The organism is Mucilaginibacter flavidus (genome assembly GCF_024055575.1).
In the GTDB taxonomy this organism is placed as follows: domain Bacteria; phylum Bacteroidota; class Bacteroidia; order Sphingobacteriales; family Sphingobacteriaceae; genus Mucilaginibacter; species Mucilaginibacter flavidus.
This window is the reverse complement of sequence record NZ_JAMXOE010000005.1, coordinates 145,606-163,439: the sequence shown is the minus strand read 5'-3', so window position 1 is coordinate 163,439 and position 17,834 is coordinate 145,606. Positions and strand designations below refer to the sequence as shown.

Below are 17,834 nucleotides of genomic sequence, written 5' to 3'. Positions count from 1 at the left end.
TCAAGACAGGAATGTAAATCGCCATCTTGATTCCTGGCTCTTGATTCTTTCTATAAATATCTTTCCCTTAAAATATTCCAGTGATGCTGTTCGTGCCCGGCAATCATATACGCATAGGCCCTTGGCGAAAAGGGGCTGCCGCTGGCGATCCCGGTTTGTTTGGATTGTGCATCGGTCATATTGCGGAACAGGAATAAACTGCATTCGCGTATTGTCTTTAACTCATCTGCGAGGTCTTCAAGCGGGCGCCTGTTAAAGGTCGCCTGCTTCATGTAAACATCCTGGTCAAAGCCCGGCAGGGTAACCGACTCGTGCGAAAACACCAGCGCCCGGTAAGCAAAAATCCTTTCTGTATCGGCCATGTGGCCAACAATTTGTTTAATGGTCCACTTGCCTTCGGCGTAGGCATACATCGCATTGTCGGTAAGGCTGCAAAAGAGTTCATAGCTCTCATTCTTTTGCCTTTCAAGGATATCGAGTATCGGGTCGTTGCCTACAAGGTTTACGTAACGTGCGGCAAATTCTGAGTACTCGTTAGTGTTTGGTCTGCTTATCATGTCGTACATTTTTTAATATGATCCTAAAAGTTGTGCCTTTACCCAGCTCCGAATCCTTCACAAATATTTGCCCGTTATGATAGTTTTCTATCATCCGCTTGGTTAGCGACAGGCCCAGCCCCCAGCCCCGTTTGCGGGTAGTGTACCCCGGCTGAAACACCGTGTCGAACTTTGAACGCGGTATACCCTTGCCTGTATCAGTTACGTCGATAAATACCTGTTTTTTTATTTTGTTGCCCGATATGTCTACATGTATCGAGCCCTTGCCTTCTATGGCATTTACAGCATTCTTAAGCAGGTTCTCCAGCACCCAGTCAAACAGGGGGATATTTACGCCAGCCTGTAAATGCGGGTTGCCGGTTAATTGGAAGGATATATTTTTGCTTACGCGCACTTTAAAATAGTCCACAAAATCCTTCACTACTTCGTAAACCTTGTGTTCTTCCAGTTTAGGAGTCGAACCTATTTTTGAGAAACGGTCGGCAACAATTTCCAACCGCTTAACATCGTTTTCCATCTCGGCAATCAGGGGGTCGTCTTCGGCATTAAACTTCTCCTTCATCAGCTCAATCCATGCCATTAACGATGATATGGGCGTCCCTAACTGGTGTGCTGTTTCCTTCGCCAATCCCACCCAAACCTGGTTTTGCTCCGATTTGCGCGAGGAGCTAAACGCAGTATAGGCCACCAATAAAAAAATGGCAATTACCGAAAGCTGTATGTAAGGGAAAAATTTCAATTGCGTAAGCAGAGGACTGTCTTTATAATAAACAAGCCATTCCTCGCCATAAACTTTATACTTTATTGGGGAGTGCTGCCCCTGCATGTAAGCAAGCTCCTGCTTAAAATACTCCGGGTCGTATTTTTTCGTCTTACTGTTTTCAGCTTCCAGCTTAATAGGGGTTTTGGTTGGGTCGAGTCCGCGGGTAAACTGTACGTCGCCTTTGTTATTTGTAACAATAGCGGGTACGCTCAAACTGTCGCGAACAGAAATTACATAGCCCAAAAAATCATCATCATCGGCTATCAGCAAATGTTTCATGCTTAGCGCCCACACTTCGGCGCGTGTACGCTCGGAGCGGGCAATGTTACGCGCCAAATAACTGGTATAGAGCAACGACCCGCTGGCAATAACCACCGCAAAGGTAAGTAACGAATATTTCCAGCGTTTTTTTTGTTGGTATGGATTCATTTGTAAGAAGTCCGAAAGTCGGAAAAGTCAGTAAAGTCCGAAAGACGAAACGCTTAAACGGCGACATTCTTATATCGGCACAAATTACATATTTAACGCGAGAGTGCGTAGGGGCATGTTATCTAAATCGGCAATCTGCGGGTTTTATACGCCAAATCTTATCCAGCCATCCCCCTCATATCCAAAAGCAAACTGTTTTGGGTTGATAATTTCTGCCAAAATTTCAATGGAATCCACTATTCGCGGGCCCGGGCGGTTAAAATATTGGTTGCCGTCGGCAATGTAAACCCGGTTGTTTTTTACCGCCTTCATTTCGTTAAAGCCGGGCAACTGTAATATAATATCTACCTCTTTTAAGGTGCGCTCAATGGAAAATCCGCAGGGCATTATCAAAATAATCTCCGGGTTTTGCAGGCGGATGTCGTCCCATTGCACATAAGGCGAATGTTTACCCGCCTCGGTTAAAATATTAGTGCCGCCAGCAATGCTTACCAGCTCGGGTATCCAATTGCCTGAAAGCATCATTGGTTCCAGCCACTCGATACAAGCCACCGTTGGCCTGCTGTCGCTGAATTTTAATTTATGTCGGATGATGTCAACACGTTCCTGTAGGTCTTCAACCACTCTTTCGCCTTCGGCGGGCACGTTCAATGCTTTTGCAACTGTTTTTATATCATTAAAAATATCATCCAAACTATTGGGTTGCAGGGAGACGATGCGGGCATCTCTATCCAAATAATTTGCCAGGGCTTCTTCAACTTCTGTTAATGAAACAGCACAAACTTCGCATTGCGCCTGGGTGATCACCACATCGGGCGCCAGTTCTTTTACCACATCACGCTTTACCGTATAAACCGATAAGGCATCAGCCAAAATTTCTTTCACCTTAACATCAATGGCCGCACTGCTTAAGTTATCCGGAAAATTGGCCTCGGAACATACCGGCAACTGTTTGACCGATGCCGGGAAATCGCATTCATGCGACCGCCCAACCAGGTTTTCTTTGAGACCCAATAGGCAAACAATTTCGGTTGCTGAAGGGATTAATGAAACTATTTTTAACGCGCTCATATTTGAAAGCGCTAAGGTAAGGATTGTAAATATAAGGGCGATGTAATTGTTTAAATCGCTGTTTTAGTACAGGCCTGCGACCTGCGCTGATGAGTGACGCCCCTTTGGGGCTGAGTGTATTGTGTATCACCATGATTAACTTCGAATCAAAGTACGTTCCGACCTCTTTAAAATTGAAGACCTACTTCAAGCTCCAACGGAGCGCTATTCATCAGCGCAGGTCGCAGGCCTGTGCTACAAGGAATTGCACCGAGCCGTTATTCCGTCCCAAACTGTTCATCAGCAAAAAAAGCCCCTTCATCAATTACAATTTCAATAGCCGGTTCAGCATCGCATGTTTGCGTTACTTGATTTTTATTGAAATGAAAAAACTTAGCATCCTCTTTTTAATTGCATTGCTGCCTGTTGCAGGCATTTGCCAGGGCGAATTGAAAGTAAACGTACATCCCGGCGTCGAACTTTTTACCATCGTCCAGATTTTGGGCGATAAATACCCGCAGCCCAATGCATCTGCTTATAGCAAAGAAGTGATGGATTACTTTGGAAAATATAAAGACCACCCGGCTGTTAAAAAGGTGATATCGTTTGATAAAACCTATACCGACCTGGTTGAGCTTGGCTGGTGCATGAGCGACTTTCCCAACATAAAAATTTATGAACCTGCTGAATTAAGCTGGTACAAAATGTACGGCAAAGAAAATGTGCTGGAATACATAAAGCTGTGTAAAGACTTTTTTAACGATACCCGCTTTTGGGACTTTTTTCAAAAGCACCAGGCGCGGTATACAAAATGGGGAGACGATTTAAAAGCCAATGTCGACTCGGGTAAGCTGATAAAGAAGCTGCAGGATTTTTACCGGTACGATGCTGCCATCAACTGGGATATCTGTATCGATCCACTGAACAGCTGGGGCTCGCACGCCATTATGACCAAAACACTTAATCCGCAATTTTCAGACTGGCTGGTTTATAATACCGGGTATTTTAAAGAAGGCGGGGCGAAAGATGCCGACCCTGTTTTTGAATTCAGGGATTTTGAAAACCTTGTTTGGCACGAAGGGAGTCATGTTTATATCAGCACCCTGCTCAAAAAATACCAGAAGGAAATTGATGAATTATCATACCTGTATAACAAGGACGATGAGGGTATGAAGCGTAACCAGATCAGCAACTGGCCCTATTGTTTCGATGAAAATATGGTGCGATCCATAACCGCCGCACTTTACAAAAAATACCGCACCGAACGGGCATATAAGCGACAGGTTGCGCGCCAAACAGCAAGCGATTTTATTTATGTAGATGAACTGGCACCGTTTATTTATGATAATTATATCAACTCGGCCAAATACAAAAACTTCGCTGATTTTTTCCCGGAGATAATAAAATACCTGCAAGCCAAATACCCTAAAAAAGCCTGAACATGAGAAAAGCTATTTTTTTGCTGCTGCTTTTACCGACGAAATTAAAGGCGGTTGATTATAAACAAAAGGTAAACATTTATTTAAACGGCAAGCGGGTGTTTTCAAAGATCATATCACCTGATGAACAATTTACCATAGCCAATTTCAAAGCACATCTCGACAGAAAAGCAATTTGGGAAAATGAATTAGTGTTTAGCGTGAAATAAGGCGTTTCTACAAAGGGAAGGAACCATAGCTCAGGCTTAAGACTGATGAAGCTGCTCCCCTTCAGGGGCTGGGGGCCAAACTACCTTCCCTTTTTCGCTGCCGGAAATTTCATTTTATAATCAACATCCACAATGCCTTTCGAAATATCGTTCAGCTTTTTTTCAATCATACGCTTGCGCAGGGGGCTAAGCTTATCGGTAAACAATTTGCCTTCAATATGGTCATACTCGTGCTGAATAACGCGGGCGGCCATACCTTTAAACGTTTCTTCGTGGTGTTTCCAGTCTTCGTCGTAGTAGGATAGCGTTACAACGGGTTTGCGGTAAACATCTTCCCTTATTTCGGGTATGCTCAGGCAGCCTTCGTTAAAGGCCCACTCGTCACCAGTTTCGTCTAAAATGTTGGCATTGATAAAAGCTTTCTTAAAATCTTTTAATGATGGGTCGTCATCGCCAAAAGTTGAAGCGTCAATAACAAATAAGCGCATGCTCAGGCCAACCTGCGGTGCTGCCAGTCCGACGCCGTGGGCACCGTACATGGTCTCGAACATGTTTTCAACCAGTTCTTTTATATGAGGATATTCGTCAGGTTCAATTGCTGTTGCTTTGCGTCGTAAAACAGGGTCGCCGTATGCTATTATTGGAAACTTCATGAGTGCAAAAATACGGGATTATTCCTTAGGCTCAAATAGTAAGGTAATCATCTTGTTGCTATCAAAGATTTCATTACTTATAGCTAACAAATCTTCGGCAGTAACGGCATTAATTTTATCAAATAGCTGCTGCAATGTATCGATGCAATTAAAATCGAGCAGGCTTTTAGCCATGGAGATAATCAGGCTCATGCGGTTTTCTTCGGCGAGGGCTATCTGGCCGATAAACTTTTCCTTAGCCTGGTGCAACTGCAAGGTGCCGAGCTTATTATCGCGCAGCTTTTTTAATTCTTTGTGGATGAGTTTCGTGGCCTTTTCGGCCTTTTCGCTATCGGTGCCAAAGTAAATGGAGAAAATGCCGGTGTCGCTTAACGTTGTATAGTTCGATTCAACAGTATAGGCAATGCCATGTTTCTCCCTTATCTCCAGGTTCAGGCGGCTGCTCATGCCCATGCCGCCCAGTAAATTATTCAACAGCAATAAGCCATTTTTATGCTGATGCGATGCCGGGTAGGCCCTGCTGCCAATAATACAATGCGTTTGTGATATCGGCTTAGTGATGATTGTTTTTGACGGGGCTATTAACGCAGGGGCTATGCGATTCTTTTTTGCCGAACTGGCCGGTATGGCGCCAAAGTATTTTTCGGACAACCGCATAACCTTTTTTAAATCATAATCGCCAAACACCGCAAAAACCATTTCCGAAGTGTTGTAGTTGGCAGCTATAAACTCGTTGATATCTGCGCTGTTTAACCGGGCAACGGTTTCGGGTGTGCCTAATATATTATTGCCGAGTGGGTGGCCTTTAAACAAAAGCTCCTCAAAATCATCCTGTATGGCTTCTTCAGGTTGGTCGAGGTATGATGAAATTTCGTCAAGAATAACGCCGCGTTCCTTTTCCTGCTCGTCTTCGGGGAAGGTGGAGTGGAAAAGAATATCTTCAAAAAGGTCGATAGTGCGTTCCAGGTGCTGATTCAGCAACGAGGCGTGGATGCAGGTATATTCTTTGGTGGTGTAGGCGTTTAAATCGGCACCGACCAGTTCAAGCCTGTTTAATATCTGGTTGGTGTTGCGGCGTTCGGTTTCCTTAAATAACAGGTGCTCTATAAAATGCGCGAGGCCCGTTTGGTTTTCAGTTTCATCGCGCGAACCGGCATTAACAATAAAACAGCAATGCGTTATGGTCGACGCTGCATGCTTGTAAAGTATCCTGATGCCGTTGGGTAACGTGTGGAGCTCGTAATCCGTCATTTGTTTGAGGCGCAAAGATAGGGTTTTAGTGGGAAAGTCAGTAAAGTCCGAAAGCCCCAAAGATGAAGAGAAAACGCTGTGAAAGCCTGGTTGGAAATTCCATTATAGCGATAGGCTTTAAACCCGTCGCTATGGGAAAATCCGTGTTTTGCTTTTTAAAGTGATTTCGCAAATCATTCACAATCATTTGTTTATTGAAAAATAGTCGTAAATTTATACTGCCAATCCCAAAACCATGAAGACTTTGTTACTACCTATGCTGCTTGCAGTGTTACTGTGTGCCGGTTGTAAAAAAGACAGCGTAATAATTGATGGCAATAAGAATGTTAACGGCATTTACCTGTTAAAATCGGCAACCTACACTTTGGCCGGTGTTACCTGGAGCGATAATTTTACCTATGACGACCAAAACCGCATCGGATCAAGTCATTCTACCAACTCGATTGAAACATGCAATTACACATATAACGCTAACAACACGCTGGCCACTGTATCAATTGTAAACAATGGTACTTTAACATTTATCGAGAAATTCAGATACAATGCCGACTCGGTTGTAGTGCAGCAATACGCCGCCGACGGCGTTACGCCCTATTTAAAATATGCTTTTGTGCTTAGCAGCAACCAGGTTATACGCTACCTTGGCGAGAATGATTATGTGATTGACTACCAACGCAACAGTAAGGGAAACGTAACCAACATTACCGGCCACAGCGCTGGAATAACCAGTTCGGTTGATATCCAGTATGATGATAAAAAGTCGCCGCTTGCCGATGTGGGGGTTAATAACCTGTTCGCGTTGTTTATGGTAAACGATGCGACATTGGGCAGTGCTAATAACGTAATTAAAACAAGCTCGATGCCTAATGCCTATACCTATCAATATTTAGCTAACGAGTTACCTGCAAGCGCTGAGGCAGCCGGCGGACAAACAATAAAATTTGATTATTATATTAAGTAGACTGCGATTAGGGTTGAAATAATATTTTTAAGTTCAGTATCAGCACAATTATTTATCTTGGCCCAATGGAACTACAAATAGCCGACATTAAATTTGAGCCCCTCATAAAATCGGCCGCTATAGAAGAGCGTATAAAAACAATTGGAAAGCAGCTAAATGCCGACTACCAACACACCATCCCCGTGTTCGTAGGGGTTTTAAATGGCAGCTTTTTGTTCATTGCCGACATTATTAAGCAAATTGATATCCCTTGCGAAATAACGTTCACCAAGCTGGCATCGTACTACGGCGGCACAAAAAGCACGCTGAAAATACGCGACGATATCGACTTTAGCGTTGATATTAAAGGCCGCGACGTAGTAGTTATTGAAGATATTGTCGACACTGGTAACACGGCCAGCTATTTACTGGATAAATTGCGCGCAAAACAGCCTGCTTCAATAAAACTTTGTTCGCTGCTACTAAAACCGTCGGCCTTGCTAAAACCAATTGACGAATTGAAGTACGTAGGTTTTGAAATTGAGAATGAATTTGTGGTTGGCTATGGCCTCGACTACAAAGAAATGGGCCGGAATTTGAGAGATATTTATAAACGAGTGAAATAGAAAGGTTTTTTCACGTTATTATAGTGATTGAGCTTTTACCCCTCTATTTACAATAAATGAAGATATTACCCCTGTTTATGCTTTTGGCAATTGCTGCATTGGCATTTTCCTGTAAAAAAACCAACAGCACAACCAACAGCACAACAATTTCAGTTGCGGTAACCAAAGGTCCGTCAGGTGCCGAATCAAATGGAGCCACCGTTAACCTTTATGAAACTGCGGCAGCAGCAACAAGCGGCTCACCCAAATATTCGCAGGTTACCGATGCGTCAGGCAAAACAACCTTTACTGTAGCGTACCAGGCAAAATACTTTATTATAGTAAAAAACGGTAGCGCCGCCAATTACTACAACGGTTATATTCCTGTCGGTATTTTCGGTTCTCAAACTGAGATAGATTACAGTCCGGCGCAATCGCCCCCGAGTGTAATTGGCGGGGTGAGGTTTAGAGATACCAATGGCGATGGTGTTATCAATGCATCGGATATTGTTGATGCCCCTTCGATAGTTGTAACCCAAAACGCAAATACAAATTTTAGTGTTGTGATTTATTGATGTGTTTATGTCGAAGGAAATTCCACTTAAAATATTCCTTCAAAACATTTCACTATCACACGGAATGTATATACATTTACTCAACAATCGCGTACCGGTGATACTTTCCCCGATGTCAATATTCTCCCGGATTTAACAAGGCAGGCGATTTAAACAAAACCAAAATCATGTATTTATTAATTCCAGCTTTTATCGTCCTTATTTTAATAATAATGGGCGTCCGCATTGCGCAGGAGTACCAGCGCGCCGTTGTTTTTCGTTTGGGCCGCTATCATAAAACCAAGGGTCCGGGCATTTATCTTATCATCCCGTTTGTCGACCGGCAGGTAACTGTCGATATCCGCACCAACACGGTCGATCTTGAGCAGCAGGAAACTATCACCAAGGACAGTGTTACCATAAAGGTTAACGCTGTATTATGGTTTAAGGTAACCAATCCCGAAGACGCTATTATTAAAGTGGCTAGCTACCAGCGCGCGGTTTACCAGTTTTCGGTAACTGCCTTGCGTAACATTATTGGTCAGCACCATTTGGACGAAGTTTTGCGCGAACGAGAGGAAATTAACCGCACCCTGCAAAAAATTGTTGATGCCGCCACCGAAAACTGGGGCATTAAAATTGAAATGGTGGAGATGAAGGATGTGGAAATCCCCGAATCGATGCAGCGCGCCATGGCCCGAGAGGCCGAAGCCATCCGCGAGAAACGCGCCCGTATTATCAAGGCCGAAGCCGAGTTGGAAGCATCCATCAAACTAACCCAGGGCGCCAAACAAATGGAAGGCAGCCCGATAGCGCTTGAACTGCGCCGTATGCAAATGCTATCTGAAATTGGTATCGATAACAATACCACGACGATAGTATTGGTGCCATCTGATTTTACCAATGCGGCTAAAAGTTTTACGGAGATGGTTAATTTGAAGAAGGATTAATAAAACTTCATTATACCACAGGCCTGCGACCTGTGCTGGTGAATTGCGCTCCGTTGGAGCTTTGAAATTTTCTTTTTCTTAATGATATCGGTAACGAATACAAAACACCCAGCCCCAAAGGGGCGGTATTCGTCAGCGCAGGTCGCAGGCCTGCGCTAAATGCAAATGCAGGGTGCGCCGACCATTCGCAAAAACCAATTTATTTCATGACATTAGCAATATGAAAAACCTGCTCCTGTCGTTTTGCTTTTTAGCCGTGCTTTTATGTTCCACATCTTTTAAACCAAAAGATGAATGGACGCCATTGCTTGATAAAAAGCTATCCCAATGGGAAATCTACCAGAGTTTCCGTTTCCCTAACGGCTATAAAGGCGAAGCTCCGAAAAACGCCGATGGTACCGATGTAAAACCAATTGGCTATAACAAAAACCAGGACAAAGTTTTTTCGGTTATTATGGAAGACGGCCAACCGGTATTAAAAATTTATGGCGACATATATGGCTGCCTTTTTACCAAACAGGAATTTGATAATTATCACCTGAAGCTAAAAGTAAAATGGGGCGATAAAAAGTGGGCGCCGCGTTTAACTGAGGATAAGGATTCCGGCGTTTTATATCATTCGCAAGGGCCTTGTGGCGTTGAATACTGGCGCACCTGGATGCTGAGCCAGGAGTTCCAGGTAACCGAAAAAGGCATGGGCGATTTTTGGTCGCAAGCCAGTTCAAGGGCGGATGTTAAGGCCCGTAAAGACGGCAAGGATTATTTTTTTGATAACAAAGGCCCGTTAACGGCATTTGGTGGCGGCACAGGCAATGGCGGTTTCTGCCATGCCGGCGTTGATGCCGAAAACAAAAACGGCTGGAACACGCTTGAACTGATAACCTATGGCGACAAAAGCATCCGCATAGTAAATGGCCAGGTGGTAATGGCCTTGCAAAACAGCCGCTACATGGTTAACGGTGAAGCCAAACCCCTTGTAAAAGGCAAAATACAAATTCAAAGCGAAGCAGCAGAAGTATATTATAAAGACATCATGATAAAGAAGATTGACGGGATACCCGCCGAATATCAAAAGTATTTTAACTAAACGTTGTGCCCAACGTAAACATATCAACTAAGCTGAAATAACCCGATTATGAAAACAATTTTGTGCTCCCTTATGCTAATGGTCATGGCATGTGCCGCCCGCGCCCAGGAACAACCTATGCCGCTGTACCCAAACGGAATACCCAACGCAAAGCCAACCCCTAAAACTTACATTGAGAACGCCAATAGGGATTGGATAACCAAGGTAAGCGTTCCCACTATTACTCCTTATCTGCCTGCAGCCGGAACTGCCAACGGCACAGCAGTGGTAGTGTACCCGGGGGGTGCTTATGCAGGGCTTGCCTCCTGGCACGAAGGGCGCGATATTGCCAGGGCCTTCGCCAGCTTTGGCGTAACCGCTTTTGTGGTAAAATACCGCCTGCCCAGCGATAGTATTATGGTTGATAAAACAATCGGTCCGCTGCAGGATGCACAGCAGGGCGTTATTTTGGTGCGCCGCAATGCTTCCAAATGGGGCATCAAGCCTGATAAGATTGGCATCATTGGGTTCTCGGCGGGTGGACACCTGGCATCAACTGAGGGCACCCATTTCGACAAGGTGCTGGTGGATGACAAAGACAATATAAGCGCCCGGCCTGATTTTATGATGCTGATATATCCGGTAATCAGTTTTGGTCCGCAGGCCCACGTTGGCTCGCGCGAAAACCTGGTGGGCAAAACACCTGGCGCCGATTTGATAAATTTATACAGCAACGAAAAACAAGTAACTGCCAACACCCCGCCAACATTTTTGGTACATGCCGAAGATGACGACGTTGTGCCCGTTCAAAACAGCCTGATGTTTTACGAAGCCCTGCTGGCAGCAAAAGTTAAGGCCGAAATGCACCTTTTTGAAGAAGGTGGCCATGGTTTTGGGATGAATAATTCGAAAAATAAAGGCAAGTGGATGGATTGGGCAAAGGAGTGGATGGTGGAGAATAAATTCGTTAGCCCCCCAGCCCCCTAAAGGGGGAGGCAAGCCCCAAAAACCCTAAAGGGGAACAAAAAATTATCGCTTTGCAAATCAAAAGTTCCCCTTTAGGGGGTTAGGGGGCTTGGGCTATCGATCATGCTTAGCAATTCATTCAACTCAGCCACCTTATCCTTCGCCCCCAAATGTTCGTATGCGCTCACCAGGTTGCGCAGCACCCGTTTGATGATGTCAGTATTCGAGCACGGTTCGTAAAATTGCTTATCGAACTTTAAATTTAGTTGTTTTAAAAACATATCCACATCGCGGCGGCCAAATATAAAGCCCTTGTTAAAGGCGTTGATGTAAAACAGAATACCACCTTCAAATTCGCTTTGCAGGCTTTCATCTAAATAGGCCAAAATAAAATGCTGCGGCAGGTTAACGCCATAAACCGGTATATCCAGCTTTTGGGCAATAATAGAATAAATTATAGCCAGCGAAATCTGGTTGCCTTTTTTTGTTTCCAGCACCTGGCTTATATAACTGTTTTGTGGGTCGAGGTGGTTGGCGGTGTTGCCGCTAAAGCCGTAGATATTATAAAAAACGTGGTTTATCAGTTTTACCTGTTCGGCAGGGCTGGCCTCGTTCATCATCTGTATCCAGATGTCGCGTTTGATCGCCTCTATCTGGTTAATGACCTTTTGCTCGTCGAGATCGGGGTATTGGTAACGGTTTATTATCAGTATGCCCTGCAATAAATCAAACGCACCGCTTTGGTGCCATAGCTGCAGGTCGTTTTTTACTATGCTGAATTGTATTTCGTGCACCAGGTTGGCGAGGCGTTCCTGCTGCAAGGGGCCGAATGCCTGCTCCCACGCGCCTTCAAGGTATTCAATAACTTCGGGGCCGTAGGATAGTAACTTATCATGAACGTGTTCAAATATCTCGCTATCCGGGTCGTCCAATAAACGTATCAGTGAATTTACTTCTGTTGGATTTATCATGCTATCACGCTAAAATACTAAACGTTTCTATATTTTTACAGCCATGTTTAATTTTAGGTTCGCTACAGATTATGTGCTGCACAGGCTGAAAGCCAAAAACAGGCACGGTGTACACTCGCCATTTGTCTACCGGCTTATAGATAATGTAATTTACGATTTTCGCGCCAAAAAAGTATACACCGAGGTTGAGAACATCCGGAACGGGTTAATAAATGACACGCGTATTATAACCGTAACCGACCTTGGCGCAGGTTCGCATGTAAATAATAATCGCCAGAAAAAGATAGGCGACATTGCCCGCAATGCCCTAAAACCACCTAAACTGGCCCAGTTGCTGCACCGTTTGGTGGCCGATTTGCAGCCCCGCAATATAATTGAATTAGGAACCTGCCTTGGCACAACCACCCTGTACCTGCAAAATGCCGCACCGGATGCAAAAGTTTACACCCTGGAGGGCTGCCCCGAAACTGCCCGCATAGCGAAAGAAACATTTAAAAATGGCGGTATTGATGCGGTTGAACCTACCGTCGGCAATTTTGACGATACCTTGTCTGACATCATTGATAATCTGCCCCAGCTTGATTTTGTATTTGTGGACGGCAATCATCAAAAAGATGCCACTCTTAAATATTTTGAATGGTGCCTGCCCAAAGTACACGAAAATACCATGCTTATTTTTGACGACATTTACTGGAGCCAGGGCATGAAAGAAGCCTGGGCGCAGATAAAAGCACATCCGCAGGTTACAGTAACTATCGATTTATTTTGGATAGGGCTCGTGTTTTTTAAACCGGGACAAGCGAAGGAGGATTTCTTAATTAAGTTTTAAAAAGATCATGGTCTATGGTCCATCGACTATTGACTTTCTCAGAAGCTCTGCCCAAGCGCTACATACAACCCGCTTTCCCGTTTCTCGCCCGCCGGTTTTTGGCCGACGCCGTAATCCATGCGGATAGCCAAGCCCTTTTCGATGTCAAAAAAGTAACGTACACCGCCCCCATAGTTGGGCTTTAATTGCGGGAAGCTGAAATCAGAATGAAACACTTCTCCGGTACCGGCAAAGGCCACAACGCCAAAACGTTTATCAATTCGGTAACGCAGTTCGGTTTGGCCGGCAATATAGTTACGGTCGCGGTAGCGGCCCTGGTAGTAGCCGCGCATCATTTCGTCGCTGCCCATTTGCGGCAGCAGGTAAAACGGCGACCGGCCGCCAGTGAGGCTTTGCTCCTGTATATCGAGCCCCAGCACCAGTTGTTTGGCTAACAGGAAGAATTGCGAATATTCGATATTAAAAAAGCCGCCCCTGTAGCCGTTATTTCCGTAGGTGCCATGCATTATATTGTAATAACTGCTAATAATCATACCCTTTGTAGTATAGGTATTGTTATTCCGGGTATCGAAGGTAAAGCTCGGGCCGATATAGGCGCTGGCGCCGCCGTGCCTGTCTTGTACCGAAGGGGAATACAGAATACTGGAATAATCGTAACTGTAGGGGTAAAAGTATTTTATTACGCCAGCTACAACGCCCACGTAAAAGTTATCGCCCAAGCGTTTCTCGCCGGCGAAGCCCACCTTGTACCGCTTTTCGCCGGTATGTTTTTCGTCGACTGCCCTTGTGTTATTGCCTACTCCGTAAAAATTAAACGGATAATTGTAAAAGCTGATTATACCTGTGTAGTGAAATTTATTCTGGGGCGTCCAATAGTTGGCATTAAGGCTAAGTTTAACCTGCCCCTTTGTGGTAAGGGTTGAGTAACCAAACAAGCTGGAGACGCGGGTGCTGCGGTCGAGCGTATCAGTATAAAAAGAAAATAAGGCGGCGCCGCCAAATTCAACGCCTGTTTCGGGGGCGGAACTGAGAGCAGGCAGTAGTACAAAACCTGGCTTGCGGCTGGTATCTTTTCTAAAATACATCTGCCTGATAAATTTTGGCAAAAAGTTTAACTGTGCGAAAACGCTCTGGAAGCTAAGCAGGAATATACAGAAGGTTAAAAGTTTTTTCATGTAGCAGGCGCTGCGAAGATAGGGCATTTTTCGAATGGAATAAAAGTTAAAAACTTTGGCGGCGCAATTTAACTACAGTGAAACAGGGAAGAAAAAACTTAAGAAACAATCTCTAATCGCAGCATCAGTGTCATCTGTTCTATCTACTAACATCTGCGATTATTTTCTCTGCGCTCTTCGCGCCTCCTCCGCGAACTCCGTGGTTAAAAAACAAAAGCGCAAAAGAATAAATCATTAAAATACCTACTTTTGCACCAAAATTATTTACCCGGAAATATGAGCACTACAAGAGGCCCTATATCGCAGTTTATTGAAAGAAATTACCTGCATTTTAACGCTGCAGCACTAGTTGATGCCGCCAAAGGATACGAAACACATTTGCTTGAAGGCGGTAAAATGATGGTTACCCTTGCCGGCGCCATGAGCACTGCCGAACTTGGCATATCGCTTGCAGAAATGATAAGGGAAGGTAAAATCGACATTATATCGTGCACAGGCGCCAACCTTGAAGAGGATATTATGAACCTGGTGGCACACTCGCACTACAAAAGGGTGCCTAACTACCGCGACCTTAGTCCGCAGGATGAGTGGGATTTGCTGGAAAATCATTACAACCGTGTAACAGATACTTGTATACCCGAAGAAGAAGCTTTCCGCCGCCTGCAAAAACATATCCATAAAATATGGAAAGACGCCGACACCAATGGTGACCGCTTTTTTCCGCATGAGTTTATGTATAAGATTCTGAATAGTGGCGAACTGGAGCAGTATTACGAAATTGATCCCAAAAACTCCTGGATGCTGGCCGCTGCCGAAAAGAACCTGCCGATAGTTGTACCCGGCTGGGAAGACAGCACCATGGGCAACATCTTCGCATCGTACGTTATTAAAGGCGAAATAAAGCCAACCACCATGAAAAGTGGTATTGAATATATGGCCTGGTTAGCCGACTGGTACGTGAAAAACTCAGCAGGTAAGGGGGTAGGTTTCTTCCAGATTGGCGGCGGTATTGCCGGCGATTTCCCGATATGTGTGGTACCGATGCTTTACCAGGATATGGAAATGCCTGAGATCCCGTTCTGGAGCTATTTCTGCCAGATATCTGATTCAACTACCTCGTACGGTTCATACTCGGGTGCTGTGCCAAACGAAAAAATTACCTGGGGCAAGCTGGATATCCATACGCCTAAGTTTATCGTAGAGAGCGATGCGACTATAGTTGCTCCGTTAATATTTGCGTGGATATTGGGTCAATAGAATAAGTGTTCCAACTGTTCCACCCGTTCCATGTGTTCCGCGGAACAGTACATTATAATTTAAAACAATAAATACTTAAATTAGCTTCATTATCATATGAAGCTAATTTATTTTTATACTCTTTTTTTTCTACTGATTATAAGCGGCTGCTCCCCCAAAGGCCCTTACGCCCTTACCAATAAAGTTTATAAAGACAAAACGACCGGCTTTGCAGAAACCATAAAACAGGAATTACCCGCCACACTTGCCGATAGCGCCGGTGCACTTATACCTTCGGAATTTGTAGGCACAGTGAACTTCGGTATCCGCAAGCCTAATTATGTAATTATCCATTTTACCGCGCAGGATTCGGTACAGCAAACGCTCAAGACGTTTACCGTTACCGAAACGCAAACCAGCGCACACTATGTTATCGCCAAAAACGGCAAGGTGTTCCATATGGTGAACGATTACCTGCGCGCCAACCATGCCGGTCTGGGCAAATGGGGCAGTGTTACCGATATGAACAGTTGCTCGATAGGTATCGAGATTGATAACAACAGCCACGAACCGTTTACTAACGCACAGGTAAACAGCTTGCTGATATTGCTGGCCCAGCTAAAAAAATCTTATAATATCCCGCAGGCAAATTTTATCGGACACCAGGACTTTGCCCCCAAACGCAAACCCGACCCTGGACCGCTTTTCCCGTGGAAAACGCTAGCGCAGCATGGTTTTGGTTTTTGGAGCGACGACCTGTTAGAACTACCACCGGATAATTTTGATTATACCATTGCGCTCAAACTGATAGGCTATGATACATCAGACATTAATGCTGCAATAGTTGCTTTTAAACGCCATTTTATACAAACCGACATCAGCCCACAACTAACGCAGCTCGATTTGAATGTATTGTACAATGTATATCAAAAATATAGCTTATAAGGGCGGTCACCTATATTCTACTACCATCCAATAGCATATATTTGTTGCTGTGAAACCAGCGGAAATTAATTTAAAGTGGAGTGCGTTGCAACAGAAAGTTGCGGAAGAATTTGATAACGAAAAACCCGATATAAAGGTAATGTTGTTCCTGATTGGTGTGCAGGAGTTGGGTCAGGGCCCGCGCAAATTCAGCAAGCGCCAAAAGGAAGAACTGATGCATATTGCCAATTGTAAACTGTTCAGCATGATGGGCTTTTATGAACTGGAAGGCCTCGACCAGGACGGTTGGCCACACTGGAAACGGGTGGGTGTAATCCCGAATTACACATTACTTGAGCAGGAGATGGTGTTGAAATCGTTGATAATTGATTATTTCCAGGAACTTGGGTTTATTGAATGAGTCCGAAAGTCCGAAAGAAGCTGCAATAATTTTATAGATAAATATGAAAAAACTTTTTACTACAGCCCTTATCTTATTGGCCATTACCACCGCTTTTGCTAAAGGCCCTAAAAACCAGTATGTACGTATCCACACAAGTTATGGCGATTGCATCATCCGCCTGTATAACGAGACGCCAAAGCACCGGGATAATTTTATAAAACTGGTAAAGCAGGGTTTTTATAACGGCACTTTATTCCACCGCGTGATACAAAACTTTATGATACAGGGCGGCGACCCGGATTCGAAAGATACCACCAAAGCAAAGCCCGGTGTTGAGTTAGGCAATGGCGATGTTGGTTATACCGTTCCGGCTGAGTTTAGGGACAGTCTTTTCCATAAGAGAGGTGTGCTGGCTGCTGCGCGGGATGACAACCCGGCTAAGGCGTCGAGCGGTTGCCAGTTTTATATTGTAGAAGGCAAACGTTATACCGATGGCAAAATGGACACGCTTGAAACGACCCGTTTAAAAGGATTTAAAATACCGACCTGGCAACGTGAAATTTACAAAACCGTTGGCGGCACACCACAGCTCGATCATAATTACACCGTGTATGGCGAAGTAGTAACCGGCATTGATATGGTCGACCGTATTGCAGCCGTTAAAAAAGACCAACGCGACCGCCCGGATAAAGATGTCCGTATGACAATGGAATTGTTAAGTAAAAAAGAATGCGAGCAGCTGGATAAGCTGCTTGGCGGCCCCCCAGCCCCCTAAAGGGGGAGCTTTTGATAGGCTCGAGGAATACGTTTTGAATTGAAATTGTAACATATAATTATAAAAAAGGCTTCTGCTCCCCTTCAGGA

The 17,834-nt window shown here is 44.6% G+C and carries 20 protein-coding genes; 13 read left to right on the top strand and 7 right to left on the bottom strand.

Annotated elements, in window-relative coordinates:
• Nucleotides 1-50: 50 nt before the first annotated feature.
• From NAF19_RS11135 to NAF19_RS11125, 3 genes are all read right to left on the bottom strand, one after another.
• Entirely contained in the window at nucleotides 51-557 is a 507-nt protein-coding gene (locus tag NAF19_RS11135; protein WP_252790122.1) for a DinB family protein, read from the bottom strand.
• A complete protein-coding gene (locus tag NAF19_RS11130) occupies nucleotides 535-1,749 on the bottom strand; it encodes a sensor histidine kinase (protein WP_252790121.1) in 1,215 nt (404 codons plus the stop codon). The genes NAF19_RS11135 and NAF19_RS11130 overlap by 23 nt, the downstream gene beginning before the upstream one ends.
• Before the next feature lie 144 nt (nucleotides 1,750-1,893).
• Nucleotides 1,894-2,820: a cobalamin-binding protein gene (locus NAF19_RS11125; RefSeq protein ID WP_252790120.1), complete on the bottom strand. Its 927-nt coding sequence runs from the start codon at nucleotides 2,818-2,820 to the stop codon at nucleotides 1,894-1,896.
• Between the two features lie 362 nt (nucleotides 2,821-3,182).
• Between NAF19_RS11125 and NAF19_RS11120 the strand changes: the two genes are divergently transcribed.
• Nucleotides 3,183-4,238, top strand: coding sequence for a DUF4932 domain-containing protein (locus tag NAF19_RS11120; RefSeq protein WP_252790119.1), 1,056 nt, complete (start codon nucleotides 3,183-3,185; stop codon nucleotides 4,236-4,238).
• 2 nt (nucleotides 4,239-4,240) lie between these two features.
• Complete coding sequence (locus NAF19_RS11115) at nucleotides 4,241-4,447, top strand: hypothetical protein (RefSeq protein ID WP_252790118.1); 207 nt, start codon at nucleotides 4,241-4,243, stop codon at nucleotides 4,445-4,447.
• Nucleotides 4,448-4,527: 80 nt separating this feature from the next.
• Here NAF19_RS11115 and def read toward each other — a convergent pair whose 3' ends face one another.
• Nucleotides 4,528-5,100, bottom strand: coding sequence for a peptide deformylase (def, locus tag NAF19_RS11110; protein ID WP_252790117.1), 573 nt, complete (start codon nucleotides 5,098-5,100; stop codon nucleotides 4,528-4,530).
• An 18-nt stretch (nucleotides 5,101-5,118) separates the two neighbouring features.
• A complete protein-coding gene (locus tag NAF19_RS11105; protein WP_252790116.1) occupies nucleotides 5,119-6,351 on the bottom strand; it encodes a M16 family metallopeptidase in 1,233 nt (410 codons plus the stop codon).
• 235 nt (nucleotides 6,352-6,586) lie between these two features.
• Here NAF19_RS11105 and NAF19_RS11100 point away from each other — a divergent pair, with 235 nt between their 5' ends.
• The 6 genes from NAF19_RS11100 (at nucleotide 6,587) to NAF19_RS11075 (ending at nucleotide 11,453) form a co-directional block, all read left to right on the top strand.
• Nucleotides 6,587-7,312 carry a hypothetical protein gene (locus NAF19_RS11100; RefSeq protein WP_252790115.1) on the top strand — a complete coding sequence of 242 codons (726 nt, stop codon included), beginning with the start codon at nucleotides 6,587-6,589 and terminating at the stop codon, nucleotides 7,310-7,312.
• Between the two features lie 65 nt (nucleotides 7,313-7,377).
• Nucleotides 7,378-7,917, top strand: coding sequence for a hypoxanthine phosphoribosyltransferase (gene hpt, locus NAF19_RS11095; RefSeq protein WP_252790114.1), 540 nt, complete (start codon nucleotides 7,378-7,380; stop codon nucleotides 7,915-7,917).
• A 56-nt stretch (nucleotides 7,918-7,973) separates the two neighbouring features.
• Complete coding sequence (locus tag NAF19_RS11090) at nucleotides 7,974-8,471, top strand: hypothetical protein (RefSeq protein WP_252790113.1); 498 nt, start codon at nucleotides 7,974-7,976, stop codon at nucleotides 8,469-8,471.
• Nucleotides 8,472-8,638: 167 nt separating this feature from the next.
• Nucleotides 8,639-9,400 carry a slipin family protein gene (locus NAF19_RS11085; RefSeq protein WP_252790112.1) on the top strand — a complete coding sequence of 254 codons (762 nt, stop codon included), beginning with the start codon at nucleotides 8,639-8,641 and terminating at the stop codon, nucleotides 9,398-9,400.
• Nucleotides 9,401-9,620: 220 nt separating this feature from the next.
• A complete protein-coding gene (locus NAF19_RS11080; protein ID WP_252790111.1) occupies nucleotides 9,621-10,487 on the top strand; it encodes a 3-keto-disaccharide hydrolase in 867 nt (288 codons plus the stop codon).
• A gap of 84 nt (nucleotides 10,488-10,571) precedes the next feature.
• Nucleotides 10,572-11,453: an alpha/beta hydrolase gene (locus NAF19_RS11075; protein WP_252790110.1), complete on the top strand. Its 882-nt coding sequence runs from the start codon at nucleotides 10,572-10,574 to the stop codon at nucleotides 11,451-11,453.
• Nucleotides 11,454-11,524: 71 nt separating this feature from the next.
• Here NAF19_RS11075 and NAF19_RS11070 read toward each other — a convergent pair whose 3' ends face one another.
• On the bottom strand, nucleotides 11,525-12,403 hold the full coding sequence (locus NAF19_RS11070) for a transglutaminase-like domain-containing protein (protein WP_252790109.1): 879 nt from the start codon (nucleotides 12,401-12,403) through the stop codon (nucleotides 11,525-11,527).
• A 43-nt stretch (nucleotides 12,404-12,446) separates the two neighbouring features.
• On the opposite strand from NAF19_RS11070, the gene NAF19_RS11065 reads away from it, so the two are divergent.
• Entirely contained in the window at nucleotides 12,447-13,232 is a 786-nt protein-coding gene (locus NAF19_RS11065) for an O-methyltransferase (RefSeq protein ID WP_252790108.1), read from the top strand.
• A gap of 38 nt (nucleotides 13,233-13,270) precedes the next feature.
• Here NAF19_RS11065 and NAF19_RS11060 read toward each other — a convergent pair whose 3' ends face one another.
• Entirely contained in the window at nucleotides 13,271-14,407 is a 1,137-nt protein-coding gene (locus tag NAF19_RS11060) for a BamA/TamA family outer membrane protein (RefSeq protein ID WP_252790107.1), read from the bottom strand.
• Nucleotides 14,408-14,683: 276 nt separating this feature from the next.
• Between NAF19_RS11060 and NAF19_RS11055 the strand changes: the two genes are divergently transcribed.
• The 4 genes from NAF19_RS11055 to NAF19_RS11040 all read left to right on the top strand — a co-directional run bounded on the left by NAF19_RS11055 (nucleotide 14,684) and on the right by NAF19_RS11040 (nucleotide 17,745).
• Complete coding sequence (locus NAF19_RS11055) at nucleotides 14,684-15,664, top strand: deoxyhypusine synthase family protein (protein WP_252790106.1); 981 nt, start codon at nucleotides 14,684-14,686, stop codon at nucleotides 15,662-15,664.
• 96 nt (nucleotides 15,665-15,760) lie between these two features.
• Complete coding sequence (locus tag NAF19_RS11050; protein WP_252790105.1) at nucleotides 15,761-16,588, top strand: N-acetylmuramoyl-L-alanine amidase; 828 nt, start codon at nucleotides 15,761-15,763, stop codon at nucleotides 16,586-16,588.
• Nucleotides 16,589-16,637: 49 nt separating this feature from the next.
• Nucleotides 16,638-16,988 (top strand): hypothetical protein, encoded by a 351-nt coding sequence (locus NAF19_RS11045; protein ID WP_252790104.1) that lies wholly within the window; start codon nucleotides 16,638-16,640, stop codon nucleotides 16,986-16,988.
• 43 nt (nucleotides 16,989-17,031) lie between these two features.
• A complete protein-coding gene (locus NAF19_RS11040; protein ID WP_252790103.1) occupies nucleotides 17,032-17,745 on the top strand; it encodes a peptidylprolyl isomerase in 714 nt (237 codons plus the stop codon).
• Nucleotides 17,746-17,834: the final 89 nt, after the last annotated feature.